This window comes from Pseudomonas sp. NPDC079086, assembly GCF_044542155.1.
Classification (GTDB): domain Bacteria; phylum Pseudomonadota; class Gammaproteobacteria; order Pseudomonadales; family Pseudomonadaceae; genus Aquipseudomonas.
Window position 1 is genome coordinate 173,147 of record NZ_JBITTY010000001.1, and the last position, 24,579, is coordinate 197,725.

Here is a 24,579-nt window from a genome sequence, read left to right on the forward strand (position 1 = left end):
ACGTCACACCATGGCTTTTAACCAAACAGAACGCCTCAGCCTGCTCGCCATCAAGGGCGTTGGCCCTACCGTGATCAAACGCTTCGAGGAGCTTGGTATCGACTCCCTGGCGCAGCTGGCAACCTACCGGGCCGAGGATATCGCCGAGATGGTTGCCGCCATGCTCGGCAGTACCTGCTGGAAAAACAGCCCACAGGCCAAGGCGGCGCTGAATGCGGCCATCGCCCGGGCCAAAGACAGCCAATGAAGCCGCTGGCCCTGCTGCTGGTTTATCTCCCGCGCATCGCCTTTCGCCGGGCGGCGCAGGCGCAGCTGGGTGCTTGTTTGCCAGCGGCCACGACGGCAGCGGTATGGGCCAGAACCCTGAACGTGCACAGCGAATTACAACGCACGCGTGTGCACCATTCGCCGGGGGTAAATCTGCTGCTGCGTTATATGCAGTGGGATTACGCGCTGTACCGCGCCCTGCAGGAGCACGGCAAAACACCACAACAGGCCGGCAAATGGATTGAGCAGATCAACTGGCATATCTTCGCCCCGGCCAGCGCCCTGGCGTTCAAGCTGTCGCGCCTGCGCAGCAACCGCTTGCAGACGCGCGTCCAGTGGCTGCTCGATGCGCTGTTCAGCCTGGTGTTTACCCATCCTTTCCGCCGCACAAAACTGCCCGCCACCGCTGGCGTGGCCTTTGATGTGCAGGTGTGTCCGCTGGCCAGTTACCTGCGCGAGCAGGGGGCGCCGGAGCTGACCCACTTTGCCGCGTGCAGCCTTGATTACCGCATGGCCAGCGATTGGGGCGTGACGCTGCAGCGCACGCAAACCCTCGCAGGTGGTGCGGCGTACTGCGATTTCCGCTTTAGCGTGCCGCCCGTTCGGCTGATTGCTCGCGAAGGCGCACGCGTCGATAAAACCACCGCCGGTCAGCCTGAAAACTAGCGCCGTCGGCACTCGCGCAGCGGCATGCCCCTGACCGACAGGTCATCTCTGGAACGTCATGTTTGATTGATCGTTCAACAATAACCGGCCTAGACTGCGCGCATTCCGGGGACGCCCCCATCGATGGAGAAGCAGATGCCCAAGGTCGGAATGCAACCGATCCGCCGCTCGCAATTGATCGCGGCCACTCTCGAAGCGGTTGATCAGGTCGGCATGGGTGATGCCAGCATCGCCTATATCGCGCGGATCGCCGGGGTCTCCAACGGCATCATCAGCCACTATTTCCGCGACAAGAACGGCTTACTCGACGCCACCATGCGCCACCTGATGCAGGCGCTCAGCGATGCCGTGCGCGAACGTCGCGCCAGCTTGCCGCCAGACCAGCCGCGCGAACACCTGCGGGCAATGATTGAAGGCAACTTCGACGACAGCCAGGTCAACGGTCCGGCGATGAAAACCTGGCTGGCGTTCTGGGCCACCAGCATGCACCAGCCGGCGCTGCGGCGTTTGCAGCGGGTCAACGATCTCCGTCTGTACTCCAACCTGTGCGGGCAGTTCAGCCGCGTGTTGCCGCAGGAGCAGGCGCGCAGCGCAGCCCGTGGCCTGGCGGCCTTGATCGATGGTTTGTGGCTACGCGGGGCGCTGTCCGGCGAAGGCTTCGACACCCGCCAGGCGATTGCAATCGCCTACGAATACCTCGATCTGCAATTGGCCAAGGCGCAGTAAACCTCGCACACCTTCCACCGAGGCGATGGCTGAGTGGAGTGCCGTAGGAATGCTCAGCTTTTGTAGGAGCGGGCTTGCCCGCGATCTCTTGCTGACTCAAAAGCATCGCGGGCAAGCCCGCTCCTACAGATCTCGTAGAGCCCCAATACCGCCACCGACACGCTCCGCGTGTCGTGTTTGGCTGCGCCCTGTCGTTTTTATTAATTGATCGTTCAATTAAGATAATTTAGCCTTGCGTCTATATTGTCTACACCGACGACCTGCACCAGGCGGCTCGCGTCGCCCACCGCACACGAGGAACGCGCCATGCCCCGCTTCGACGAACAGCAGCTCTATATTGGTGGTCGCCCTGTAACGGCCAGCAGCGGCGAGACCTTCGACAGCATCAACCCGGCCACCGGGGAAGTGCTCGCCCGCGTGCAGCGCGCCAGCAAGGCTGATGTGGAACTGGCAGTGGCTAGCGCCACCGAGGGCCAGAAGGTGTGGGCGGCGATGACCGCCATGCAACGTTCGCGCATCCTGCGCAAGGCCGTGGACATCCTGCGTGAGCGCAACGATGAGCTGGCCGAGCTGGAAACCCTCGACACCGGCAAGCCTTTGAGCGAAACCCGTTACGTCGATATCGTCACCGGCGCCGACGTGCTGGAGTACTACGCCGGCTTGATTCCGGCCATCGAAGGCGAGCAGATCCCGCTGCGCGAAACCAGTTTCGTCTACACCCGCCGCGAGCCGCTGGGTGTGGTCGCAGGCATTGGCGCATGGAACTACCCGATTCAGATCGCCCTGTGGAAGTCGGCCCCGGCCCTGGCTGCCGGCAACGCGATGATCTTCAAACCGAGTGAAGTGACGTCCTTGAGCACGCTGAAGCTCGCCGAAATCTTCACTGCTGCGGGCTTGCCGGATGGCGTATTCAACGTACTGACCGGCAGCGGCCGTGAAGTCGGCCAGTGGCTGACCGAGCATCCGGGCATCGAGAAGATTTCCTTCACCGGCGGCACCGTGACCGGCAAGAAGGTGATGGCCAGCGCCTCCAGCTCGTCGCTCAAGGAAGTGACCATGGAGCTGGGCGGCAAGTCGCCGCTGATCATCTTCGAAGACGCCGACCTCGACCGCGCGGCCGACATTGCCGTGATGGCCAACTTCTACAGTTCCGGTCAGGTCTGCACCAACGGCACGCGGGTGTTTGTACCGCGCATGCTGCAAGCGCGCTTCGAGGCCAAGGTGGCTGAGCGAGTCAAACGCATCCGCCTCGGCGATCCGCTGAATGACAGCACCAACTTCGGCCCGCTGGTCAGCGCGGCGCATATGGACAGCGTGCTCGGCTATATCGAAACCGGCCGCAAGGAAGGCGCGCGCCTGCTGATCGGCGGCAACCGCGTAACCGAAGGCGACTACGCCAAGGGCGCCTATGTTGCGCCGACGGTATTCACCGACTGTAACGACGGCATGACCATCGTGCGTGAGGAAATCTTCGGCCCGGTGATGAGCATTCTGGTGTACGACACGGAAGAAGAAGTGATCCGCCGCGCCAACGCCACCGAGTACGGCCTGGCCGCCGGCGTGGTGACCCGCGACCTGAACCGCGCGCACCGGGTGATCCATAAGCTGGAAGCCGGCATCTGCTGGATCAACACCTGGGGCGAGTCGCCGGCGGAAATGCCAGTCGGCGGCTACAAGCAATCCGGCGTCGGCCGCGAAAACGGTTTGACCACCCTGGCGCACTACACGCGAATCAAATCGGTACAGCTGGAAATGGGCGACTACGCCTCGGTTTTCTGATCATCAAAACCTTCGTAGGAGCGGGCCATGCCCGCGAAACGCTACCGCGGGCATAGCCCGCTCCTACAGGTTCTTGCCGCCCCGTAGCCCGGATGCAATCCGGGAACAGTCACCGCATTTTCCCCGGAGTGCATCCGGGCTACAGGAGCTTTTATGCCCCAAGAATTCGACTACATCATCATCGGCGCGGGCTCGGCCGGTAACGTACTGGCCACCCGCCTGACCGAGGACGCAGACGTCAGCGTACTGCTGCTCGAAGCTGGCGGCCCGGATTACCGCCTGGATTTCCGTACCCAGATGCCCGCCGCCCTGGCCTTCCCACTGCAAGGCCGGCGCTACAACTGGGCCTACCTGACCGAACCCGAGCCGCATATGAACAACCGCCGCATGGAATGCGGGCGCGGCAAAGGCCTGGGCGGTTCGTCCCTGATCAACGGCATGTGCTACATCCGTGGTAACGCCATGGATTACGACGGCTGGGCCGAGGAAAAAGGCCTGGAAGACTGGAGCTATCTGGATTGCCTGCCGTATTTCCGCAAAGCGGAAACCCGTGACATCGGCGCCAATGCCTACCACGGCGGCGATGGTCCCGTGTCAGTAACCACCCCTAAAAACGGCAATAACCCACTGTTCCACGCCATGGTCGAAGCCGGCGTGCAAGCTGGTTACCCGCGCACCGACGACCTCAACGGCTACCAGCAGGAAGGCTTCGGCCCGATGGACCGCACCGTCACGCCCAAGGGCCGCCGTTCCAGCACCGCGCGCGGTTATCTCGACCAGGCCCGCGAACGGCCAAACCTGACCATCGTTACCCACGCCCTGACTGATCGCATTCTGTTTAGCGGCAAGCGCGCCACTGGTGTGGCCTACTTGCAAGGCGACAACGACACGCCAATCACCGTCAACGCGCGCCGCGAAGTGCTGCTGTGTGGCGGCGCGATTGCCTCGCCGCAAATCCTGCAACGCTCCGGCGTCGGCCCAGCAGCGCTGCTGCGCGAGTTGGACATCCCCGTGGTGCATGACCTGCCCGGTGTTGGCCAGAACCTGCAGGATCACCTCGAGGTATACCTGCAATACGCCTGCAAGCAGCCGGTGTCGCTGTACCCGGCGCTGCAATGGTGGAACCAGCCGATGATCGGCGCCAACTGGCTGTTCCTCGGCAAGGGCATCGGTGCCAGCAATCAGTTCGAAGCCGGCGGTTTTATCCGCTCCAGCGCGGACTTCGCGTGGCCGAATATCCAGTATCACTTCCTGCCGGTGGCGATTAATTACAACGGCAGCAACGCGGTGAAGGAGCACGGCTTCCAGGCGCACATGGGCTCCATGCGCTCACCGAGCCGTGGCCGCATTCAGGTCAAATCCAAGGACCCGCGCCAGCACCCGAGCATCCTCTTCAATTACATGGCCCACGAGCAGGACTGGCGCGAGTTCCGCGACGGCATCCGCATCACCCGTGAAATCATGGCGCAATCGGCGCTGGACCCGTATCGCGGTCGCGAGCTGAGCCCTGGCATCGAATTGCAAAGCGATGCCGAACTGGACGCGTTTATCCGCGAACATGCGGAGACGGCCTACCACCCGTCGTGTTCCTGCAAGATGGGCGAAGACGACATGGCGGTGGTCGACGGCCAGGGCCGGGTGCATGGCGTTAAAGGCCTGCGGGTGGTGGATGCGTCGATCATGCCGCTGATTGTCACCGGCAATCTGAACGCGCCGACCATCATGATGGCCGAGAAGATTGCCGACAAAATCCGTGGCCGCGCCCCGCTGCCACGCAGCAGCGCGCCGTATTTCGTCGCCGGCAACGCGGCGGTGCGCGGCACGGCGCAGCGCTCCGCCTAAGCCTTCGCGCTGTACCCAGACGCCGCAGCGGCTTCGCCTCTGCGGCGTTTCTTTTATAGAGCCTGCGCGGCGTGACGTATCGCCCATACCGCCGGCCTTTAGCCCAGCGAAACCACACGCTGCTTGAAGCTGCAGGCGAAGGGCGTCGATAATGTGCAGTTTTCAACCAGCGCCATTGTGCGCCGCCGCCCCAACGGCCGACCGAGCAGACCATGAAAGACAGCATTCGCCACCTGATCCAGCAAGCCCTGACCCGCCTCACCGCCGACGGCGTGCTGCCTGAAGGCCTGAGCCCGGCCATTCAGGTGGAGAACACCAAAGACAAAACCCACGGTGATTTCGCAAGCAACATCGCCATGATGCTGGCCAAGCCAGCCGGCATGAAGCCGCGCGACCTGGCCGAGAAGCTGATTGCGGCACTGCCTAGCGATGCCGACATCAGTAAGGTCGAGATCGCCGGCCCGGGTTTTCTCAACTTCTACCAAAACACCGAAGCCCTGGCCGGGCGACTGGATGCCCTGCTGGCCGATGCCAAGCTTGGCGTACGCAAAAATGGCCCAGCGCAGCGCGTGGTAGTCGACCTGTCGGCCCCCAACCTGGCCAAAGAGATGCACGTGGGCCACTTGCGCTCAACCATCATCGGTGACGGCGTGGCGCGGGTGCTGGAATTCCTCGGTGACGAAGTAATCCGGCAGAACCACGTCGGCGACTGGGGCACCCAGTTCGGCATGCTGCTGGCTTATATGCAGGAAAACCCAGAGGCTGCCGAAAGCGAGCTGGCCGATCTGGAAGGCTTCTACCGCGCGGCGAAGAAGCGCTTCGACGACTCTGCCGAGTTCGCCGAACGTGCCCGCGAGCTGGTGGTACAGTTGCAAGCCGGCGATGCCGAATGCCTGCGCCTGTGGCACCGCTTCAACGATATCTCCCTGAGCCACTGCCAGGCGTTGTATGACCGCCTCGGCGTGAAGCTGAGCATGGCCGACGTCAAGGGCGAGAGCGCCTACAACGACGACCTGGCCAACGTAGTCGCTGACCTCAAGGCCAAAGGCCTGCTCAGCGAGAGCGATGGCGCCCAGTGCGTGTTCATGGAGCAGTTCAAGAACGCCGAAGATAACCCGCTGCCGCTGATCGTGCAGAAAGCTGGTGGCGGCTACCTGTATGCCACCACCGACCTGGCCGCTACCCGCTACCGCGCCAACGTGCTCAAGGCCGACCGCGCGCTGTACTTCGTCGATCAGCGCCAAGCTCTGCACTTCCAGATGGTCTTCACCGCCGCGCGCTTGGCCGGCTTCGTCCCCGCCAGCATGCAGCTGGAACACATGGGTTTCGGCACCATGAACGGCGCCGATGGCCGCCCGTTCAAGACCCGCGACGGCGGTACGGTAAAGCTGGTCGACCTGCTCGATGAAGCCGAAGAACGTGCCTACACCCTGGTAAAAGGCAAAAACCCCGAGCTGGACGAAGCCGAACTGCGGCAGATCGCCCGCGCGGTGGGCATAGGCGCCGTGAAATATGCCGACCTGTCCAAGCACCGCACCAGTGACTACCGCTTCAACTTCGAGCTGATGCTGAGTTTCGAGGGCAACACCGCGCCTTACCTGCTGTACGCCTACACCCGCGTGGCCAGCGTGTTCCGTAAGCTGGGCAAGGGCTTCGAAGAGATCGGCGGCCAGCTCAACCTGCAGGCCGCTCATGAAATCGAACTGGCCGGCAAGCTCGCGCAGTTCAACGAAGTGCTCGCCAGCGTCGCGGACAAGGGCGAACCGCACCTGCTCTGCGCCTATTTGTATGACCTGGCCGGGTTGTTCTCCAGTTTCTACGAAAACTGTCCGATCCTCTCCGCCGAGGAAGAAGCTGTGCGTAACAGCCGCCTGCGCTTAGCCGCACTGACCGCACGCACGCTCAAGCAAGGCCTTGAGCTGCTCGGCCTGGAAACCCTGGAGCGTATGTAAGTGGCGGCGAAGAAGAAGCCCGCCGCCAAACGCGGCGCCAGCCGTTACCAGGCACCCGCGAAAAAGCCGGTGCCGGGTTGGTTCTGGCTGGTCTGCGGCCTGGTGATCGGCGGCTTTATGGTATTTCTGTTCAGCCTCGAACCGGGTCGCGATGAAATCAAACGCACCAAGGTCGAACAGGCGCGAGCCGCTCAGGCCAGCAAGGCTGCGGCCGCCAAGCCCGCGACCAACGAGCCGACCAAGCCCAAGTACGACTTCTATACCCTGCTGCCGGAATCAGAAGTGATCCTGCCGCAGCAAGGCATCGAGCCCGTCGCACCACCTGCGCAAAAGCCGGTCACCCCGGAAGAAGCGGCGAAGATTGATGCCGCCCGCGCCGAAGCTGCACTAAACGGCCAGGTACCGCCACCGCCGCCAGTGGTTGCCAAGGGGCCAATCAGCTCGCAGTTCTTCCTCCAGGCCGGCTCGTTCCGCCGCAAGGACGACGCCGACGGCCTGCGTGCGCAGATCATCCTGCTCGGGCAGAGCGTGCAGGTGGAATCCGGTACCGTGCGCGAGGAAACCTGGCACCGCGTACTGGTCGGCCCATTCGCCACCCGCGAACAGCTCGGTCAGGCGCAGAAATCTCTGGCCGCCAGCGGCTTTAGCAATCTGTTGTTACAGCAGCGCCAGGCGCAATAAACCCCGGACTTTCAGGCCCTGTGGCGCGCCCTGACGACTATTTGTCGGACAGCATGCACTACAGGGCTTGAAGCAGGGCGCCGCTGCCCCCACTTCACTCAGCATTGGGCACTTTCGCCCCGCTGCGTGGAGACTCTCCCCTTGACCACCATCGTTTCAGTGCGCCGCAACGGCAAAGTCGTCATGGGCGGCGACGGCCAGGTGTCCCTCGGCAATACCGTGATGAAAGGCAACGCGAAAAAAGTGCGCCGCCTGTACCACGGCCAAGTGCTGGCTGGCTTCGCCGGTGCCACCGCCGACGCCTTTACCCTGTTCGAACGCTTTGAAGGCCAGCTTGAAAAGCATCAAGGCCATCTGGTGCGCGCCGCCGTCGAGCTGGCCAAAGACTGGCGCACTGATCGCTCGCTAAGCCGCCTGGAAGCCATGCTGGCCGTGGCCAACAAAGACGCATCGTTGATCATCACCGGCAACGGCGACGTAGTTGAGCCCGAGCACGGCCTGATCGCCATGGGTTCCGGCGGCGGCTTCGCCCAGGCTGCGGCCATGGCCCTGCTGCAGAAAACTGATTTGAGCGCCCGTGAAATCACCGAAACCGCGTTGAACATTGCCGGCTCTATCTGTGTCTTCACTAACCAAACCCTGACTATCGAAGAAGAAGACTGCGCCGAGTAAGCGCGCCTTCTTCTGGAGTAAACACGCATGTCCATGACGCCCCGCGAGATCGTTCACGAACTCAACCGCCATATCATCGGTCAGGACGACGCCAAGCGCGCCGTGGCCATCGCCCTGCGCAACCGCTGGCGGCGCATGCAGCTGCCACTTGAGCTGCGCGCCGAAGTGACGCCGAAGAACATCCTGATGATCGGCCCCACTGGTGTTGGCAAGACTGAAATTGCCCGCCGCCTGGCCAAGCTGGCCAATGCGCCGTTTATCAAGGTGGAAGCGACCAAGTTCACCGAGGTCGGCTATGTCGGCCGCGATGTCGAGTCGATCATCCGTGACCTCGCCGATGCTGCAATCAAGATGCTGCGCGAGCAGGAGATGATCAAGGTTCGCCATCGCGCCGAAGACGCCGCCGAAGAGCGCATCCTCGATGCCCTGCTGCCACCGGCTCGCACCGGTTTCAGCGAAGAAGCCGCACCGGGCAGCGATTCCAATACCCGCCAGCTATTCCGCAAGCGCCTGCGCGAGGGTCAGCTGGACGACAAGGACATCGAGATCGAAGTGGCCGACGCCCCGGCCGGCATCGAAATCATGACCCCGCCGGGCATGGAGGAGATGACCAACCAGCTGCAGAGCCTGTTTTCCAACATGGGCAAGGGCAAGAAGAAAAGCCGCAAGCTCAAGGTCAAGGAAGCCCTGAAAATGGTGCGCGATGAAGAAGCCGCGCGCCTGGTCAACGAGGAAGAACTCAAGGCCCAGGCCCTGGAAGCCGTGGAACAGAATGGCATCGTGTTTATCGATGAAATCGACAAGGTGGCCAAGCGCGGTAACACCGGCGGCGCCGACGTGTCCCGCGAAGGCGTGCAGCGCGACCTGCTGCCGCTGATCGAAGGCTGCACGGTGAACACCAAGCTGGGCATGGTGAAAACCGACCACATTCTATTTATCGCCTCTGGTGCATTCCACCTGAGCAAGCCGAGCGACCTGGTCCCCGAGCTGCAAGGCCGCCTGCCGATTCGCGTCGAGTTGAAAGCCCTGACCCCGCAGGACTTCGAGCGCATCCTCACCGAGCCACACGCCTCGCTCACCGAGCAATACGCGGCACTGCTCAACACCGAGGGCCTGGGCATCCAGTTCGTTGCCGAAGGCATCAAGCGCATCGCCGAGATTGCCTATCAGGTCAACGAGAAGACCGAGAACATCGGCGCGCGCCGCCTGCACACCCTGCTCGAACGCCTGCTCGAGGAAGTCTCCTTCAGCGCTGGCGACCTGGCCGGCCAGCAGAATGGCACGCCGATCGTGATCGACGCCGCCTACGTCAACAGCCACCTCGGCGAGCTGGCGCAGGATGAAGATCTGTCGCGCTATATTCTGTAACTCGCCATACCTAGCCCGGATGTTATCCGGGCTACAGGGCAACTCAGGAAGCGAGCATGCGCATCCCCACCGCGATAAAACTGCACAAAGCCTCGAAAACCCTGGAGCTGCACTACGGGGCAGACGAGCACTACACCCTGCCCGCCGAGTTCCTCCGCGTGCATTCGCCGTCGGCGGAAGTGCAGGGTCACGGCAAACCGATCCTGCAAACCGGCAAACTCGGCGTTGGTCTGAGCAAAATTGAACCCGCTGGCAATTACGCGCTGAAATTGACCTTCGATGACGGCCACGACAGCGGCCTGTTCACCTGGGATTACCTCGAACAACTCTCCTTGCGTCAGAGCGAACTGTGGAGCGATTACCTTGCCACCCTCGCCGCCGCCGGCAAGTCCCGCGACCCCAGCGAAAGCGTGGTCAAACTGATGCTCTGAAGCCCAAGACGACATGCCGTTAGGAATTGACTCAGGCATGTCAGCTATTTCCTCACTCCCGCGCGACCAGGCGACAACCTGCCGCAGCGCAGCAGCCTGTCTAGCCCGTTGATCCTGGCCAGTTAGAGCGCATTTTCTAATCCTTCCCTGCATACTCATCGCGCATTCGGCCTGGATCGCGGCCGGCTTGCACAAATTCTCAAACTCGGGTAACCAAGTAGTTGGAAGTTTCTCGCGCCAGGCAGCCCCTGCGACGAGGAAGATTGCGGAGCGATCCGCCCTTGGTAATCCGAGCAATACCTGGCACTTAGCCCTGTGTCGCCGAGCACAGTCGTCCGCCGGTATTTCGTCTCAGGACAATGGAGCGTTGTAGATGACAGATAAGAATAATGATGACCTGAAACACCAGGCCTCCGAGAATACCTTGGGCCTTAACCCGGTGATCGGCATCCGCGGTAAAGACCTGCTCAGCTCTGCGCGCATCGTGCTCAAGCAAGCCCTCAAGCAACCTCTGCACAGTGCCAAACACCTTGCCCACTTCAGCCTGGAGTTGAAGAACGTGATGCTCGGCCAATCCGACCTCACGCCCGCCGATGGCGACCGGCGCTTTGCCGATCCAGCCTGGAGCCAGAATCCGCTGTACCGCCGCTACCTGCAGACCTACCTGGCCTGGCGCAAGGAACTGCATGACTGGGTCGAGCACAGCAACCTGTCCGAACAGGATGCCAGCCGTGGCCACTTCGTGATCAACCTGATGACCGAAGCCATGGCCCCCAGCAATAGCATGGCCAACCCGGCCGCCGTTAAGCGCTTCTTCGAAACCGGCGGCAAGAGCCTGCTCGACGGCCTGTCGCACCTGGCCCAGGACATCGTCAACAACGGCGGCATGCCCAGCCAAGTCAATATGAACGCCTTCGAGGTCGGCAAAAGCCTGGCCACTACCGATGGCGCAGTAATTTTCCGCAACGACCTGCTCGAGCTGATCCAGTACAAGCCGATTACCGAGCAGGTGCAAGAACGCCCAATGCTGGTGGTGCCACCGCAGATCAATAAATTTTATGTATTCGACCTGTCGCCGGAAAAAAGCTTGGCGCGCTTCCTGTTGCGCAACGGTATCCAGACCTTCGTGGTGAGCTGGCGTAACCCGACCAAGGCGCACCGCGAGTGGGGCCTGTCGACCTACATCGAAGCACTGAAAGAAGCCATCGATGTAGTCAGCGCCGTCACCAACAGCAAAGACATCAACATGCTCGGCGCCTGCTCCGGCGGCCTCACCACTACCTCGCTGTTGGGCCATTACGCCGCGCTGGGTGAGAAGAAGGTGCATGCCCTGACCCTGCTGGTCAGTGTGTTGGACAATCGCCTGGAAACCGATGTGGCGCTGTTCGCCGACGAGAAAAGCCTGGAAATAGCCAAACGCCGTTCCTATCAGGCCGGTGTGTTGGAAGGCAGCGACATGGCCAAGGTGTTCGCCTGGATGCGCCCCAACGACCTTATCTGGAACTACTGGGTCAACAACTACCTGCTCGGCAACGAGCCGCCGGTGTTCGATATCCTCTACTGGAACAACGACACCACGCGCCTACCGGCCGCCCTGCATGGCGAATTCATCGACATGTTTACCTCCAACCCGCTGATTCGCCCAGGTGCGCTGGAAGTGTGCGGCACGCCGGTCGACCTCAAGCAGGTCACCAGCGACCTTTACTGCGTGGCCGGCACCACCGACCACATTACGCCGTGGGAGTCGTGCTACAAGTCGGCCAATCTGTTCGGCGGCAATGTCGAGTTCGTGCTGTCCAATAGCGGGCATATCCAGAGCATTCTCAACCCGCCGGGCAACCCGAAAGCACGCTACATGACCAACACCCAGATGCACGCGGACCCGAAAACCTGGCAAGCCAGCTCAACCAAGCACGCCGACTCCTGGTGGCTGCATTGGCAGGTCTGGCTTGGCGAGCGTTCCGGCGCGCAGAAAAAAGCACCGACCCAACTGGGCAACAAGAAATACCCGGCCGGCGAAGCAGCCCCCGGCACCTACGTTCACGAACGTTGATCAACTGCGCATTGCGCAACACTGCCCGCGGCACTGGAAGTGTCGCTCGCCCACCTACTCGTTTGAGCGGGTGAGGCGAACCAGGCTTTGCCCTGGTGTTTCTGGAAAAGACCCGGAGGGTCTGATCCAGCGTTTTAATTGATAGGGCTTTTGCGCATGTCGCTACCTTTCGTATTCCGTACCATCGAACTGGACGGCCAGACCATCCGTACCGCGGTTCGCCCCGGCAACGGCGAGATGACTCCACTGCTGATTTTCAACGGCATTGGGGCCAACCTGGAACTGGTGATGCCATTCGTTCGTGCCCTCGACCCCGGCCTGGAAGTCATCGCATTTGACGTTCCTGGCGTTGGCGGCTCCTCCACGCCCAGCACGCCGTATCGATTTCCCGGCCTGGCCAAACTCGCCGCACGCATGCTCGACTATCTCGACTACGGTCAGGTCAATGCGATTGGCGTGTCCTGGGGCGGCGCCCTGGCGCAGCAGTTCGCCCACGACTACCCGGAACGCTGCAAGAAGCTGATCCTCGCAGCCACCTCGGCCGGCGCGGTGATGGTTCCTGGCAAACCCAAGGTGCTCTGGTGCATGGCCAGTCCACGGCGCTATGTGCAGCCGTCCTACGGCGTGCAGATTGCCCCGGAAATCTATGGCGGCGCCTTCCGCCGCGACCCGAAGCTGGCCCTGGCGCATGCCAGTAAAGTCCGTTCGGGCGGCAAGATGGGCTATTACTGGCAGCTGTTCGCCGGCCTCGGCTGGACCAGCATCCACTGGCTGCACAAAATTCGCCAACCGACGCTGGTGATGGCTGGCGACGATGATCCGTTGATTCCGCTGGTGAACATGCGCCTGCTGGCCTGGCGTATCCCCAACTCGGAACTGCACGTGATCGATGATGGTCACCTGTTCCTGGTAACCCGCGCCGAAGCCGTAGCGCCGATCATCATGAAATTCCTCGAAGAAGAACGTCAGCGCGCGATCATGCATCCGCAGCCCGCGCCTGCTCGCACTCTTGGCTAAGCGCACCGTGGTTGGGCGCGCACCGAAACACCCTGCACTGAGGCTGTGCCTGCACCTCAGTGCTTGACCCACTTACGGGCACGTTGTATTACCTGAGAATTGGCGCGCGGTAGTCTGGAATGCACCTTGCGCGCGCATTGGTATAAGCCTTGCTGCTTATTGAAGTCTCATGGCTTGACGACGGAGTGTTGCCCAATGCGAGACCAACCAACCAAACGCGCCCTGCCTGTACGTAGCAGCGTGATGAACGCCCAGAATGCAGTGGTCGGCCTACGCGGCCGTGATCTGCTCTCCACCCTACGCGGCCTGGCCCTGCAAGGGATCAAGCAACCCATTCACAGCGCCCGGCATGTCGCTGCCCTCGGCGGCCAACTGGGCCGCGTACTGATGGGCGACAAGCCGTTCAAGGTCAACCCGCAAGACCCGCGCTTCGCCGATCCGACCTGGCGCGACAACCCGATCTACAGCCGCAGTCTGCAAGCCTACCTGGCCTGCCAGAAGCAGCTGAACAGCTGGATCGACGAGAGCAGCCTGGACGCCGATGACCGCGCCCGTGCGCGGTTTGTTGCCACCCTGCTGGGCGACGCTCTGGCCCCAAGCAATACCCTGCTCAACCCTCAGGTGATCAAGGAGCTGTTCAACAGTGGAGGCAGCAGCCTGCTCAAGGGCGTGTCCCACCTATTCGATGACCTGGTGAACAACGACGGCATGCCCAGCCAGGTCAGCAAACACGCCTTCGAGGTCGGCCGTAACCTGGCCACCACCAGCGGCGCTGTGGTGTTTCGCAGTGAGCTGCTGGAGCTGATCCAGTACAAGCCGATGAGCGAAAAGCAGTACGCCAAACCGTTATTGATCGTGCCGCCGCAAATCAACAAGTTCTATATCTTCGACCTCTCCAGCGAGAAGAGCTTCGTCCAGTACGCGCTGAAGAACGGCCTGCAAACCTTTGTCATCAGCTGGCGCAACCCCGATCCGCGACACCGCGAATGGGGCCTGTCGAGCTATGTGGAAGCATTAGAAACTGCCATAGACGCCTGCCGTGAAATCACCGGCAGCAAGGACGTCAACCTGCTCGGCGCCTGCGCCGGCGGCCTGACCATCGCCGCGCTACAAGGCCACCTACAGGCCAAACGCCAGCTGCGCAAAGTGGCCAGCGCCACCTATATGGTCAGCCTGCTGGACAGCCAGATCGACAGCCCGGCCATGCTGTTCGCCGACGAACTGACCCTGGAAGCAGCCAAGCGCCGCTCCTATCAGCAAGGCGTGCTGGATGGCCGCGACATGGCACGGGTGTTTGCCTGGATGCGCCCGAATGATCTGATCTGGAATTACTGGATCAACAACTACCTGCTCGGCAAACAGCCCCCAGCCTTCGATATTCTCTACTGGAACAACGACAACACTCGCCTGCCCGCGGCCCTGCATGGCGACCTGATCGACTTCTTCAAGCACAACCCGCTGACCCACCCACGCGGGCTGGAAGTCTGCGGCACCCCAGTCGATCTGCAGAAGGTCACGGTGGACAGCTTCAGCGTTGCCGGGATCAACGACCACATCACACCCTGGGATGCGGTGTACCGCTCAACCCTGCTGCTCGGTGGTGACCGGCGGTTTATCCTGTCCAACAGCGGGCATATTCAGAGCATCCTCAACCCGCCGGGCAACCCAAAATCCAACTACCTGGAAAATCCAAAACTCACCGGCGACCCACGTGCCTGGTACCACGACGCTGAGCACGTACAAGGCAGCTGGTGGCCGGTGTGGCTGAACTGGATGCAGGAGCGCTCGGGCGAGCAGAAGGACACCCTGATGGCGCTGGGCAACCAGAACTACCCAGCCATGGAAGCCGCACCCGGCACCTATGTGCATGTACGCTAAACGCTAAGCCATACGTGATCAGACTGGCCGCAAGCCATTGCGGCCAGGTATCGTCAACCTTCCCGCGGCCAGAATAAGAAGACCGGATGAAAACCCGCGACAGAATCCTTGAATGTGCCCTGCTGCTGTTCAACCAGAAGGGCGAACCGAATGTCTCCACCCTGGAAATCGCCAACGAACTGGGCATCAGCCCGGGCAATCTGTACTACCACTTCCACGGCAAGGAACCGCTAATCCTAGGGCTGTTCGAGCGTTTCCAGGCGGAGCTGGCGCCGCTGCTGGCGCCGCCCGAAGACGTGCAGCTGGATGTGGAAGACTACTGGCTGTTCCTGCACCTGATCGTCGAACGCCTGGCTCACTACCGCTTCCTGTTCCAGGACCTGTCCAACCTGACCAGCCGCCTGCCAAAACTGGAGCGCGGCATGCGTCACTGGCTCAACACCCTGAAACGCGCGCTGGCCGAATTGCTTGCCCAATTGCAACTTGATGGCCAGCTGCAAAGCGATACCCAGTCACTAGGCCAGCTGGTAGAGCAAATCACCCTGACCCTACTGTTTTCGCTGGACTACCAACGCATCATCGGCCGCGAGGGCGAGAGTCGCTTGGTGGTGTATCAGGTGATGATGCTGGTGGCCCCACACCTGGCCGAAGAGTCACGCTATGCCGCCGAACACCTGGCACAGCGCTACCTGGAAGATTAACCCACACGCCTAAACGCAAACGCCCGGCACTAGGCCGGGCGTTTGCGTTTACTGCTGCGCGTCTTACGACTGGGTAGCAGGTGTCACGGGTGCAGCAGGTGCGGCGACCGGAGCAGGCGCAGCGACCACCGGAGCAGCCGGCTTGGCTGCTACTGGCTTGGCTGGTGCCGGCTTGGCGGCAGCTTTGACTGCCGGTTTAGCGGCAGGCTTGGCTGCTGGCTTGGCAGCAGGTTTAGCTGCTGCTTTGGCAACCGGCTTGGCGGCAGGTTTAGCAGCTGGCTTAGCTGCAGCCTTGGCTACCGGTTTAGCGGCAGGCTTGGCAGCAGGTTTAGCGGCAGGTTTGGCAGCAACCTTTTTGACAGCAGGCTTGACCGACTTGACCGAAACGCCGGTCAGTTGCTCGATCTGCTTGGTCAGGCTTTCAACTTTGGCGTTGAGCGCTTTCACTTCATTGCGGCTCGGTACACCGAGGCGCGAAATGGCATTGTTCAGACGCTTGTCGAAGGCTTCTTCCAGCTCGCCCCACTTGCCAATAGCCTTGTCTTTGACTTCATCGACTTTCGACTTGGCAGTGTCCACCTTCGAACCCACAGTGGTCTTCACTGCGCCAACTTGCTTGTCGACTTCGGTCTTGGCTTGCTTCTCAGCTTTTTCGCCATCCTTGACCAGCGTGTCGAACAGCTTGTTGCCGTCCTTGCTGACCTTGGAGTAGGCACCCAAACCAGCCAACCAGATTTGACGCGAGTATTTTTCTACTTCGCCGATCCAGGAAGTGGTTTGCTTTTCGGTTTTCTTTTTGACAGCCATCCTGCTCTCCTTACTTGGTACGCGCGACGTGCTCGAGCAACGCGCTCAGCTCATCCAGCTTAGCAGAGAGTGCTTCAACATCCTGCTTGGACGGGATACCAATGCGGTTCAGTGCGCTGGCTACACGGTTATCGAAGGCTTTCTCGATCTTGTCGATCTGCACTTCAAACTTGCCTTTCACGCTGCTGACATTGCTGGTGACAGTGCTCTTAACGCTGTCGATCTGGCTGTTGGCTGCTTCAACTTGTTCGTTGACCAGTTTTTTGCCTTGTTTTTCAACGCCTTCGCCGCTCTTCACGAGTTCTTTGAAGTACTCGGAACCTTCCTGACCGGCTTTGGCGTAAGCGCCCAGACCTGCCAGCCAGATTTTGCGGGCGTAAACTTTTGCGTCGCTCAGGACGCTGCTGGTTTCTTCAACGACGGCTTTCTTTTTAACGGCAACTTTCGACATGGTGCACCTCACTCTAAGTGTTTCGAGGAAACGCCCACGGAATGCAGGCTTAGGAGCACGGTATCGATGAAAATTAGAAACCGCATACTAAGCGTAAGAAAAAACTGCCTGGAGCAGTTTTTAACGTCGCGCAGCGACGGCCCGCAGGGTGGTCGCCAGGGATGGCAGACCATCAGAAATTGCCGAGAGCCGTTTTTAATGTTGCGCAGCAACGGCCCGAAGGGTGGCTGCCAGAGATGGTAGGCCATCAGAAATTGCCAAGGGCAATGTTAAACAGCACCTCAAGCCTGCAGATTCTTGTCCAGTACCTCTTCAATCTCACGCTTGATGCTGCTGCTCATCGCCGACAACAACAGCCCCAGACTGAGCTGCACGCGCACGCTGTGCTCATGCACTTCAATACGCCCATCCGCACCGCTGCGCTTGAACTCCAGGTTGTCGCCGTTCCAGCGATAACGCACGTCGTACTCGCGCGCCAGACGCTCGGCCAATTGCTCGGCTTTTTCCCGGGCGGCTTCGCGCCCCAGGGAGTGGGGACGTTCGATGGTGATCTTGGCCATGGCATTTCTCCTCGCCAGTTAACTGCGACCTTAAGTCGCTGCGACTATAGCAAGGCTACAGGCCGCAAGCTGCAAGCAACTCCCGCATTCAGTAGGCCGCACAACTTTGTTGTTTGCCGCGCAAGGCCCAAACCCAGCGGGGCTTTTTGGGTTTAGAATGGCCGCCACTTTAGATGCAGCCTCTGTGTTTTAGGAAAGGCCACGATGAACGATCCGCGCAAGAGCAGCGACAGCGAACCCACCACGCACTTTGGTTTCCAGAGCGTGCCGGAAAGCCAGAAGGCGGAGAAAGTCGCCGAAGTGTTCCACTCCGTGGCGGCCAAGTACGACCTGATGAACGACGTGCTGTCCGGCGGTATGCACCGCCTGTGGAAGCGCTTCACCATCGAACTGTCTGGCGTGCGCAGCGGTAACCGGGTGCTGGATATCGCCGGCGGCACGGGCGACCTGACCCGCAAGTTCTCCAGCCTGGTCGGCCCGACCGGCGAAGTGGTGCTGGCCGACATCAACGAATCGATGCTGCGCGTCGGCCGTGATCGCCTGCTCGACAAGGGCGTGGCCGGCAACGTCAGCTTCGTTCAGGCCGATGCGGAAAAGCTGCCATTCCCGGACAACCATTTCGATGTGGTCACCATCGCCTTCGGTCTGCGCAACGTGACGCATAAGGAAGACGCCATCCGTTCGATGCTACGCGTTCTCAAGCCCGGCGGCCGCCTGCTGATATTGGAGTTCTCCAAACCGTCCAGCCCGTTGCTGTCGAAGTTCTACGACGCTTACTCGTTCAAGTTCATGCCGCTGGCCGGCAAGCTGATCACCAACGACGCCGAGAGCTACCGCTACCTGGCCGAGTCGATCCGTATGCACCCGGATCAGGACACCCTCAAGGCGATGATGGTTGAAGCCGGCTTCGAGCGTGTGACCTTCCACAACATGACCGGCGGCATCGTCGCCTTGCACCGCGGCATCAAGCCCTGATGATCCTCACCGGGCTACTGGCCGGGGTCGAACTCGGCCTCAATCGCGTCTTGGCCATGGACAGCACCGCGCTGCCACGCTTGGCGCGCTTGAGCGGCCGGGTGATTGCCGTCGAATGCGCCGCACCCAATCTGCAGCTGTTTATATTGCCCAGCGCCAGCGGTCTGCAATTGGCCGCGCAGTGGGCAGGCGAAGCGGACTGCCACCTGCGTGCACCCGCCGCCAGCCTGCTGCGCTTGGCCACCAGTAAGGACAAGACCAGCATCCTGCATAGCCCGGACGTCAGTCTGGATGGCGACAGCGCCGCCCTGCTGGAGCTGGCCGGAATCCTTCAGGACCTTGAACTGGACTGGGAGTACGAACTGTCGCGCTGGCTCGGCCCGGTCGGTAGCCAGTTGCTCGGCGGCCATTTGCGCAGCCGCGTCAGCTGGACCAGCCAGACCCTCGACAGCTTGCGCTTGAACCTGGCCGATTACCTCAGCGAAGAATCCCGCAGCCTGGTCGGCCAGCGCGAAGCCGATGCGCGCTTCGCCGAACTGGACCACCTTAAGCTGTCCCTCGACCGACTCGACGCGCGCATCGAGCGCTTCGCCCAACGCCATAAGCCCATCGCATGAAGCTGCTTGCCGTTCGTCGCCTGTTACGTATCCAGCGCGTAGTCATCCGCTACCAGCTGGACGACCTGTTATTTGCCCTGCCGCTGCCCTTATGGGCTCGCGTGCTGCGCTATGTGTTGCCCTGGCGCTGGCTGCCACGCCGCGACCTGTTGCTGTCGCGCGGTGCACGCCTGCGCCTGGCGCTGGAGGAACTGGGGCCGATCTTTATCAAGTTCGGCCAACTGCTTTCCACCCGCCGCGACCTGTTGCCAACCGATATCGCCGATGAGCTGGCCAAGTTGCAAGACCAGGTGCCGCCCTTCGACCCCGCGCAATCGCAGGCGTTGATCGAATCCCAGCTAGGGGCCAAGGTCAGCGAAGTGTTTGCCCGCTTCGATGCGCAGCCACTGGCTTCGGCGTCCGTCGCTCAGGTGCATGCCGCTCAGCTGAAAAGCGGCGAAGATGTGGTGGTTAAAGTCATCCGCCCCGGCCTGAAACCGGTGATCGAGCAGGATATTGCCTGGCTATTTCTACTGGCCAAAATAGCCGAGAAATCATCCGCCGATGCGCGCCGCCTGCGTCCGGTGGAAGTGGTCAGCGACTACGAAAAGACCATCTACGACGAACTCGACCTGCTGCGCGAGGCTGCCAACGCCAGCCAGCTGCGGCGCAACTTTGAAGGCTCGCCGCTGCTCTATGTGCCGCAGGTGTACTGGGACTATTGCCGGCCGAAAGTGCTGGTGATGGAGCGCATCTACGGTATTCAGGTCACCGACCTGGAAACCCTGGCCGATCAGCGCACCGATATGAAACTGCTGGCCGAACGCGGCGTGGAGATTTTCTTCACCCAGGTATTCCGCGACAGTTTCTTCCATGCCGACATGCACCCCGGCAACATCTTCGTCAGCACGCGCACACCGTGGAACCCGCAATACATCGCGATCGACTGCGGCATCATCGGCAGCCTCACCGCTGAAGATCAGGACTACCTGGCGCGCAACCTGATTGCCTTCTTCAAGCGCGATTACCGTCGTGTGGCGCAGTTGCATATTGACTCTGGCTGGGTGCCGGCAGAAACCAAGATCAATGATTTCGAGGCGGCGATCCGCACGGTGTGCGAGCCGATTTTCGAGAAGCCGCTGAAGGACATCTCCTTTGGCCAGGTGCTGCTGCGCCTGTTCCAAACCGCGCGACGCTTCAATATGGAAGTGCAGCCGCAGCTGGTGCTGCTGCAAAAAACCCTGCTGAATATCGAAGGCCTGGGCCGTCAGCTCTACCCCGACCTGGACCTGTGGAGCACCGCCCAGCCGTTTCTCGAGCGCTGGATGCGTGAGCGCATCAGCCCGCTGCAGCTGCTACGCAACCTGCAACTGCAGGCCGAGCAAGTCCCGCACCTGTCGCAGATTGCCCGTGAAACCCTGGAGCGTCTCAACCAGCAACCGGCCAACCGCCAGCAACAGCCTGCACCGAGCCGCCAATGGCCGGTTCGTTTGCTCGGCGCAGCACTGATCGGCGGTGCCGCCAGCCAGGGCCTGCTGCTGAGCCTGGTGGCCTGGCCGAGCTGGCTGATGCTCGCCGGCGGCCTCTATCTGGTACTGCGCCGATAGCCACACCGGGTGCGCACTGGCACACTAGCTTTCTGAATCAGACAGCCCGAAATGGGCGGAACTTGCAATGACTGACTGGCTCGACGAAATCAACTGGAACGCGGACGGCCTGGTGCCGGCCATCGCCCAGGACCACAAGACCGGCCGCGTGTTGATGATGGCCTGGATGAACCGTGAAGCCCTGGCCCTGACCGCCACCGAGCAGCGCGCCATCTACTGGTCACGCTCGCGTGGCAAGCTGTGGCGCAAGGGCGAGGAATCCGGCCATGTGCAAAAGCTGCACGAACTGCGTCTGGACTGCGATGCTGACGTGATCATCCTGATGGTCGAGCAACTGGGCGGCATCGCCTGCCACACCGGCCGCGAAAGCTGCTTCTACCGGGTGTACGACAACGCCGAGTGGAAAACCGTCGACGCGGTGCTAAAAGACCCGCACGCCATCTATGCCGCAGGACACAACCATGAGTGACACGGCCATGACCGACACCCTCAGCCGCCTGGCCGACGTGCTGGAGTCGCGCAAAGGCGCGGCAGCTGACAGTTCGTATGTCGCCAGCCTGTACCACAAGGGCCTGAACAAGATTCTGGAAAAGGTCGGTGAAGAGTCGGTGGAAACCATCCTCGCCGCCAAGGACGCTGCCGTCAGCGGTGACTGCAGCGATGTAATTTATGAAACCGCCGACCTGTGGTTCCACAGCCTGGTCATGCTCGCCGCTCTTGGCCAGCATCCTCAGGCGGTACTGGACGAACTGGACCGGCGTTTCGGCTTGTCCGGGCATGCGGAAAAAGCCTCGCGCCCGCAAAACTGATCAACCTCTTACTACGGAGTACGCGTTATGGGATTCGGTGGCATTAGCATCTGGCAACTGGTGATCATCCTGTTGATCGTGGTCATGCTGTTCGGCACCAAGCGCCTTAAAGGCCTGGGCTCCGATCTCGGTGATGCGATCAAGGGCTTCAAAAAATCCATGGGCAGCGAAGAAGAAAAGCCGGCCGTGGAAGAGCCCAAGGGCCAGACCATCGATGCCCAAGCGCGCAAGGTCGAAGAACCGGCGAAAAAAGACTAAGCCATGTTCGATATCGGCTTTACCGAGTTGCTGCTGATCGCCGTGGTAGCCCTGGTAGTCCTAGGGCCTGATCGCCTGCCCGGTGCGGTACGCACAGCCGGTTTGTGGATCGGTCGGATCAAGCGCAGCTTCAGTGCGATCAAGGCTGAGGTTGAGCGTGAGATTGGCGCGGATGAAATTCGCCGTCAGCTGCATAACGAGCAGATCCTCGAGCTTGAGCGGGAAATGAACGCGATGAAGCAAAACCTCAACGCACCGCTCAGCACCCTCACTGAACCCAGCCCTGCCGCGCCCCCCGCAGCAGAGTCGGCTACCACCACTGATAGCAGCACCCGCCAGGATAAAAGCCCGCAGCCATGAGCCAACGACCGGACAGCGATCAGGAAATGCCCCTGGTCTCCCACCTGACCGAACTGCGCACACGCCTGCTACGTATTGTGGCGGCGGTCTTCGCGATGTTTGCCGGGCTGTTCTATTTCTCCCAGGACATCTACGCGCTGGTCGCCGCGCCGTTGCGCGCCTACCTACCGGAAGGCGCGACCATGATCGCCACTGGGGTGGCCTCGCCGTTTCTAACGCCGTTCAAGCTGACGCTGATGGTCGCGCTGTTTCTGGCGATTCCGATCATCCTGCATCAGATCTGGGGCTTTATCGCACCGGGGCTGTACAAGCACGAGAAGCGCATCGCCGTACCGCTGCTGATCTCCAGCATTCTGCTGTTCTACGCGGGCATGGCCTTCGCCTACTTCGTGGTATTCCCGATCATGTTCGGCTTCTTCGCCAGCGTGACCCCGGAAGGCGTGGAGATGATGACCGATATCGGTCAGTACCTAGATTTCGTCCTGACCCTGTTCTTTGCCTTCGGCGTAGCGTTCGAGATCCCGATTGCCACCTTTCTGCTGATCTGGATCGGTGTTGTTGATGTCGCCACCCTGCGTAAAAGCCGACCCTATGTAGTTGTGGGCTGCTTTGTCGTCGGCATGGTGTTGACCCCGCCGGATGTGTTCTCGCAGACCCTGCTGGCATTGCCCATGTGGCTGCTGTTTGAAGCCGGTCTGCTGTGCGGCAGCCTGGTCAAGCGCCGCGCCGATGAGGAAGCAGCGGCTGAAGCCGACAGCGACAGCGCCTCCAACGATCAGCCGCCCGCCGCACAACCGTGAATCTGCTGCTCCTCGAAGACGGCGACTTTATCGCCGCTGACCGCGTGCTGCTAAGCGGCCGCCGCCTCAAGCATCTGCATGAAGTGCACCGCGCCGAAGCTGGCGACAGCCTGCGCGTTGGCCGGCTGAATGGCGCAATGGGCAGCGGCCAGTTACTGCGCCTGGATGCCGAGCAGGCCGAGCTTGCCGTGCAACTCGACCAAGCGCCGCCTGAAAAACTGCCACTGACCCTGCTGCTCGCCTTGCCCCGGCCGAAGATGCTGCGGCGCGTGCTGCAAACCGTCAGCAGCATGGGCGTACCTCGGCTGATTCTACTGAACAGCTACCGGGTAGAGAAAAGCTTCTGGCAGACGCCCTTCCTCGAACCGGCGGCGATTCGCGAACAGCTGATCCTCGGCCTGGAACAGGCCCGCGATACCGTATTGCCGGAAGTCATTATCGAGAAACGCTTCAAGCCCTTTGTCGAAGACCAGCTGCCCAGCATCGCCGCCGGCACCATGGGCCTGGTCGGCCATCCTGGCGACTACCCGGCCTGCCCACGTGCCGTCGAACAGGCCGTCACATTGGCCATCGGGCCGGAAGGCGGCTGGATTCCCTATGAAGTGGACAAGCTGCAGGAAGCTGGCCTGCAGCCGGTGCAACTGGGCGCGCGGATTCTACGAGTCGAGACGGCGGTTACCGCCTTGCTGGCGCGACTGTTCTAAGCGAACACCGACTCCGTAGGAGCGGGCCATGCCCGCGAGTGGTGGTATCGGGGAAATCGCTCGCACGCATGGCGGGCTCCTACAGGTTCTCTCCAGCCTCAAGAACGTGCCAATGCGCCGGCAGTAGCTGGCCCTTGAGCGCAAGCGCTTCCTCCAGCTGCACATCCCTCGGCACCAGCGGCTCACCGCAATCCGAGCACACCAGCACGCCATGCATCGGCTGCCCGCAGCCCCTATGAATATGCCGAATCGGTGCGCCTTCCGCGCCGCTCATATGCTGGTCGCCCCAATGCACCAGCGCCATGATGGCCGGGTACAGATCACGGCCCTTGGCGCTCAGGCAATATTCCTCACGCAAGGGCCGCTGCTGATAGGCCACCTTGTCCAGCACACCAGCCTCCACCAGCTTTTTCAGGCGTTCGGCCAGCACGTGGCGGGTAATCCCCAGGCGTTTCTCGAACTCGTCGAAACGGCGGATACCAAGAAAACTTTCGCGCAGCACCAGCAGCGTCCAACGGTTACCCACCACCGACAGGGTGCGGGCCAGGGAGCAGGGTTGTTGCTCAAGTTCTTCCCAACGCATAAACCAGTCTCCAACAGCGATGGCTCACCATAGCTT

27 protein-coding genes are annotated in these 24,579 nt (G+C 61.3%); 23 read left to right on the forward strand and 4 right to left on the reverse strand.

Annotated elements, in window-relative coordinates; genetic code table 11:
• The first annotated feature begins 10 nt into the window (after nucleotides 1-10).
• From ACIGEK_RS00780 to ACIGEK_RS00845, 14 genes are all read left to right on the forward strand, one after another.
• On the forward strand, nucleotides 11-247 hold the full coding sequence (locus ACIGEK_RS00780; protein ID WP_397491508.1) for a helix-hairpin-helix domain-containing protein: 237 nt from the start codon (nucleotides 11-13) through the stop codon (nucleotides 245-247).
• Nucleotides 244-933: an L-2-amino-thiazoline-4-carboxylic acid hydrolase gene (locus ACIGEK_RS00785; RefSeq protein WP_397491509.1), complete on the forward strand. Its 690-nt coding sequence runs from the start codon at nucleotides 244-246 to the stop codon at nucleotides 931-933. Before ACIGEK_RS00780 ends, ACIGEK_RS00785 begins: the two co-directional genes overlap by 4 nt.
• Before the next feature lie 135 nt (nucleotides 934-1,068).
• Nucleotides 1,069-1,659, forward strand: a complete 591-nt coding sequence (gene betI / locus ACIGEK_RS00790; RefSeq protein WP_394237400.1) for a transcriptional regulator BetI — start codon at nucleotides 1,069-1,071, stop codon at nucleotides 1,657-1,659.
• A gap of 306 nt (nucleotides 1,660-1,965) precedes the next feature.
• Entirely contained in the window at nucleotides 1,966-3,438 is a 1,473-nt protein-coding gene (gene betB, locus ACIGEK_RS00795) for a betaine-aldehyde dehydrogenase (protein WP_397491510.1), read from the forward strand.
• Nucleotides 3,439-3,591: 153 nt separating this feature from the next.
• Entirely contained in the window at nucleotides 3,592-5,280 is a 1,689-nt protein-coding gene (gene betA, locus ACIGEK_RS00800) for a choline dehydrogenase (protein WP_397491511.1), read from the forward strand.
• 212 nt (nucleotides 5,281-5,492) lie between these two features.
• Complete coding sequence (argS, locus tag ACIGEK_RS00805; protein WP_397491512.1) at nucleotides 5,493-7,232, forward strand: arginine--tRNA ligase; 1,740 nt, start codon at nucleotides 5,493-5,495, stop codon at nucleotides 7,230-7,232.
• Nucleotides 7,233-7,913 (forward strand): SPOR domain-containing protein, encoded by a 681-nt coding sequence (locus tag ACIGEK_RS00810; RefSeq protein WP_397491513.1) that lies wholly within the window; start codon nucleotides 7,233-7,235, stop codon nucleotides 7,911-7,913. It abuts the gene before it with no gap.
• Between the two features lie 141 nt (nucleotides 7,914-8,054).
• Complete coding sequence (gene hslV / locus ACIGEK_RS00815) at nucleotides 8,055-8,585, forward strand: ATP-dependent protease subunit HslV (RefSeq protein ID WP_090254921.1); 531 nt, start codon at nucleotides 8,055-8,057, stop codon at nucleotides 8,583-8,585.
• Between the two features lie 27 nt (nucleotides 8,586-8,612).
• A complete protein-coding gene (gene hslU, locus ACIGEK_RS00820) occupies nucleotides 8,613-9,953 on the forward strand; it encodes an HslU--HslV peptidase ATPase subunit (RefSeq protein ID WP_397491514.1) in 1,341 nt (446 codons plus the stop codon).
• 56 nt (nucleotides 9,954-10,009) lie between these two features.
• Nucleotides 10,010-10,384: a DUF971 domain-containing protein gene (locus ACIGEK_RS00825; RefSeq protein WP_275962243.1), complete on the forward strand. Its 375-nt coding sequence runs from the start codon at nucleotides 10,010-10,012 to the stop codon at nucleotides 10,382-10,384.
• A gap of 373 nt (nucleotides 10,385-10,757) precedes the next feature.
• Complete coding sequence (gene phaC / locus ACIGEK_RS00830; protein ID WP_397491515.1) at nucleotides 10,758-12,437, forward strand: class II poly(R)-hydroxyalkanoic acid synthase; 1,680 nt, start codon at nucleotides 10,758-10,760, stop codon at nucleotides 12,435-12,437.
• Between the two features lie 156 nt (nucleotides 12,438-12,593).
• Nucleotides 12,594-13,454: a poly(3-hydroxyalkanoate) depolymerase gene (gene phaZ / locus ACIGEK_RS00835; protein WP_090254912.1), complete on the forward strand. Its 861-nt coding sequence runs from the start codon at nucleotides 12,594-12,596 to the stop codon at nucleotides 13,452-13,454.
• A 195-nt stretch (nucleotides 13,455-13,649) separates the two neighbouring features.
• Nucleotides 13,650-15,332: a class II poly(R)-hydroxyalkanoic acid synthase gene (gene phaC, locus ACIGEK_RS00840; RefSeq protein ID WP_397491516.1), complete on the forward strand. Its 1,683-nt coding sequence runs from the start codon at nucleotides 13,650-13,652 to the stop codon at nucleotides 15,330-15,332.
• 86 nt (nucleotides 15,333-15,418) lie between these two features.
• Nucleotides 15,419-16,033 (forward strand): TetR/AcrR family transcriptional regulator, encoded by a 615-nt coding sequence (locus tag ACIGEK_RS00845; RefSeq protein ID WP_397491517.1) that lies wholly within the window; start codon nucleotides 15,419-15,421, stop codon nucleotides 16,031-16,033.
• A gap of 63 nt (nucleotides 16,034-16,096) precedes the next feature.
• On the opposite strand, the gene ACIGEK_RS00850 is transcribed toward ACIGEK_RS00845, so the two are convergent.
• From ACIGEK_RS00850 to ACIGEK_RS00860, 3 genes are all read right to left on the reverse strand, one after another.
• Nucleotides 16,097-16,840 carry a phasin family protein gene (locus ACIGEK_RS00850; RefSeq protein WP_397491518.1) on the reverse strand — a complete coding sequence of 248 codons (744 nt, stop codon included), beginning with the start codon at nucleotides 16,838-16,840 and terminating at the stop codon, nucleotides 16,097-16,099.
• A gap of 10 nt (nucleotides 16,841-16,850) precedes the next feature.
• Nucleotides 16,851-17,291, reverse strand: a complete 441-nt coding sequence (locus ACIGEK_RS00855; RefSeq protein ID WP_339411730.1) for a phasin family protein — start codon at nucleotides 17,289-17,291, stop codon at nucleotides 16,851-16,853.
• A gap of 281 nt (nucleotides 17,292-17,572) precedes the next feature.
• Complete coding sequence (locus ACIGEK_RS00860) at nucleotides 17,573-17,851, reverse strand: polyhydroxyalkanoic acid system family protein (RefSeq protein WP_339411729.1); 279 nt, start codon at nucleotides 17,849-17,851, stop codon at nucleotides 17,573-17,575.
• Between the two features lie 204 nt (nucleotides 17,852-18,055).
• Here ACIGEK_RS00860 and ubiE point away from each other — a divergent pair, with 204 nt between their 5' ends.
• The 9 genes from ubiE (at nucleotide 18,056) to ACIGEK_RS00905 (ending at nucleotide 23,960) form a co-directional block, all read left to right on the forward strand.
• Entirely contained in the window at nucleotides 18,056-18,826 is a 771-nt protein-coding gene (ubiE, locus tag ACIGEK_RS00865; RefSeq protein ID WP_090254901.1) for a bifunctional demethylmenaquinone methyltransferase/2-methoxy-6-polyprenyl-1,4-benzoquinol methylase UbiE, read from the forward strand.
• Nucleotides 18,826-19,443 (forward strand): SCP2 domain-containing protein, encoded by a 618-nt coding sequence (locus ACIGEK_RS00870; protein ID WP_397491519.1) that lies wholly within the window; start codon nucleotides 18,826-18,828, stop codon nucleotides 19,441-19,443. Before ubiE ends, ACIGEK_RS00870 begins: the two co-directional genes overlap by 1 nt.
• On the forward strand, nucleotides 19,440-21,029 hold the full coding sequence (ubiB, locus tag ACIGEK_RS00875) for a ubiquinone biosynthesis regulatory protein kinase UbiB (RefSeq protein ID WP_397491520.1): 1,590 nt from the start codon (nucleotides 19,440-19,442) through the stop codon (nucleotides 21,027-21,029). Before ACIGEK_RS00870 ends, ubiB begins: the two co-directional genes overlap by 4 nt.
• 67 nt (nucleotides 21,030-21,096) lie before the next feature.
• Nucleotides 21,097-21,498, forward strand: a complete 402-nt coding sequence (gene hisI / locus ACIGEK_RS00880; RefSeq protein WP_397491521.1) for a phosphoribosyl-AMP cyclohydrolase — start codon at nucleotides 21,097-21,099, stop codon at nucleotides 21,496-21,498.
• Between the two features lie 7 nt (nucleotides 21,499-21,505).
• Nucleotides 21,506-21,838 carry a phosphoribosyl-ATP diphosphatase gene (locus ACIGEK_RS00885; RefSeq protein WP_304867976.1) on the forward strand — a complete coding sequence of 111 codons (333 nt, stop codon included), beginning with the start codon at nucleotides 21,506-21,508 and terminating at the stop codon, nucleotides 21,836-21,838.
• Between the two features lie 27 nt (nucleotides 21,839-21,865).
• The gene (gene tatA / locus ACIGEK_RS00890; RefSeq protein WP_339411722.1) at nucleotides 21,866-22,096 is read left to right on the forward strand and encodes a twin-arginine translocase TatA/TatE family subunit; all 231 of its coding nucleotides are present in this window, start codon (nucleotides 21,866-21,868) and stop codon (nucleotides 22,094-22,096) included.
• A gap of 3 nt (nucleotides 22,097-22,099) precedes the next feature.
• Entirely contained in the window at nucleotides 22,100-22,456 is a 357-nt protein-coding gene (gene tatB, locus ACIGEK_RS00895; RefSeq protein ID WP_397491522.1) for a Sec-independent protein translocase protein TatB, read from the forward strand.
• Nucleotides 22,453-23,256 (forward strand): twin-arginine translocase subunit TatC, encoded by an 804-nt coding sequence (gene tatC, locus ACIGEK_RS00900; RefSeq protein WP_397491523.1) that lies wholly within the window; start codon nucleotides 22,453-22,455, stop codon nucleotides 23,254-23,256. Before tatB ends, tatC begins: the two co-directional genes overlap by 4 nt.
• Complete coding sequence (locus tag ACIGEK_RS00905) at nucleotides 23,253-23,960, forward strand: 16S rRNA (uracil(1498)-N(3))-methyltransferase (RefSeq protein ID WP_397491524.1); 708 nt, start codon at nucleotides 23,253-23,255, stop codon at nucleotides 23,958-23,960. Before tatC ends, ACIGEK_RS00905 begins: the two co-directional genes overlap by 4 nt.
• Before the next feature lie 79 nt (nucleotides 23,961-24,039).
• On the opposite strand, the gene ACIGEK_RS00910 is transcribed toward ACIGEK_RS00905, so the two are convergent.
• Entirely contained in the window at nucleotides 24,040-24,543 is a 504-nt protein-coding gene (locus ACIGEK_RS00910; RefSeq protein WP_397491525.1) for a winged helix-turn-helix transcriptional regulator, read from the reverse strand.
• Between the last annotated feature and the right edge of the window lie 36 nt (nucleotides 24,544-24,579).